The sequence below is a fragment of the Bergeriella denitrificans NBRC 102155 genome (assembly GCF_001592185.1).
GTDB lineage: Bacteria > Pseudomonadota > Gammaproteobacteria > Burkholderiales > Neisseriaceae > Neisseria > Neisseria denitrificans.
In genome coordinates this window covers 1-850 of the sequence record NZ_BCWL01000360.1, presented here as the reverse complement: position 1 = coordinate 850, position 850 = coordinate 1, and the positions used below count along the sequence as shown (strand labels likewise).

1 protein-coding gene is annotated in these 850 nt (G+C 55.2%); it reads right to left on the bottom strand.

Translation table 11 applies throughout. The features are described 5' to 3' along the window. Positions 1 to 167 precede the first annotated feature (167 nt). Positions 168 to 791 (bottom strand): tyrosine-protein phosphatase, encoded by a 624-nt coding sequence (locus BDE01S_RS10805; protein WP_172459270.1) that lies wholly within the window; start codon positions 789 to 791, stop codon positions 168 to 170. Between the last annotated feature and the right edge of the window lie 59 nt (positions 792 to 850).

Below are 850 nucleotides of genomic sequence, written 5' to 3'. Positions count from 1 at the left end.
TAATTCGTAAGAGATACGACTGCATTGCTTATGCCCTAGTGCGGGGCTGCTACCCTGCATTATGTGTTGCGGTAACTGTAACTAATATGCACACGCAGCTAAGCCGTCTGAAAACCTGATTTTTCAGACGGCTTTTTTTTATGCACTTGCCAACGGAAAAGGCGGGCTTAACCCTGCTTGGCTTGAAGTTTTGCCAATTCGTCGCGTACTTTTTGCACGTTGCTTTCGCTGAGCAGGCGCTCGATGTTTTTCCAGATGCTGTGGTAGCCGAAGTTGCCTTGCTGCATTTCGGCTTTGGCATCGGCAATCGACCGGCCTTGGTAAATGATGCGGTACATGGCAACGACAATGCCGGTGCGGTCCGCGCCGTGGTAGCAGTGTACCAGCACCGCACCTTTGCTTTGCGCCTGCCGGATGGTGTGCAAGACGTGTGCCAGGTCTTTGGGGCTGATGGACCAGGTCAGCAACGGGGTATTAATCAGCTGCACGTCGTCATCGGCGAAGAGCGCGGCATCGTCGTTGCGGCTGAAATAGCGGAGGTTGACGATGGTGCGGATGTCGGCCTGCTTAATCAGCGGTTTGTCGTCTGCAATCAGCTGCTCGCTGCGGTAGAGCAGTTTGTCCACTTGGTAAAAATTGGCTTCGGGGTGGATCACTTGAGCCCAGTGTGCGGGGTGGGGTGTGGTCGGGCTTTGTGCACTGCCGCAGGCGGCCAGCGTGGCGGCGCATACGGCAATCATCAGGCAGCGGGGCAGGCGGGAGAGAGTATGGGTATGGGAAACGTGTGGCATGGTTTTCTCGCGTACCGGGGTTGGGAGGTGTGCGGGGCTATATATAGTCATTTAAAATA

Excerpts from the sequence above, each read along its gene's own strand:
- BDE01S_RS10805 (WP_172459270.1), bottom strand. The coding sequence starts at position 791 with ATGCCACACGTTTCCCATACCCATACTCTCTCCCGCCTGCCCCGCTGC.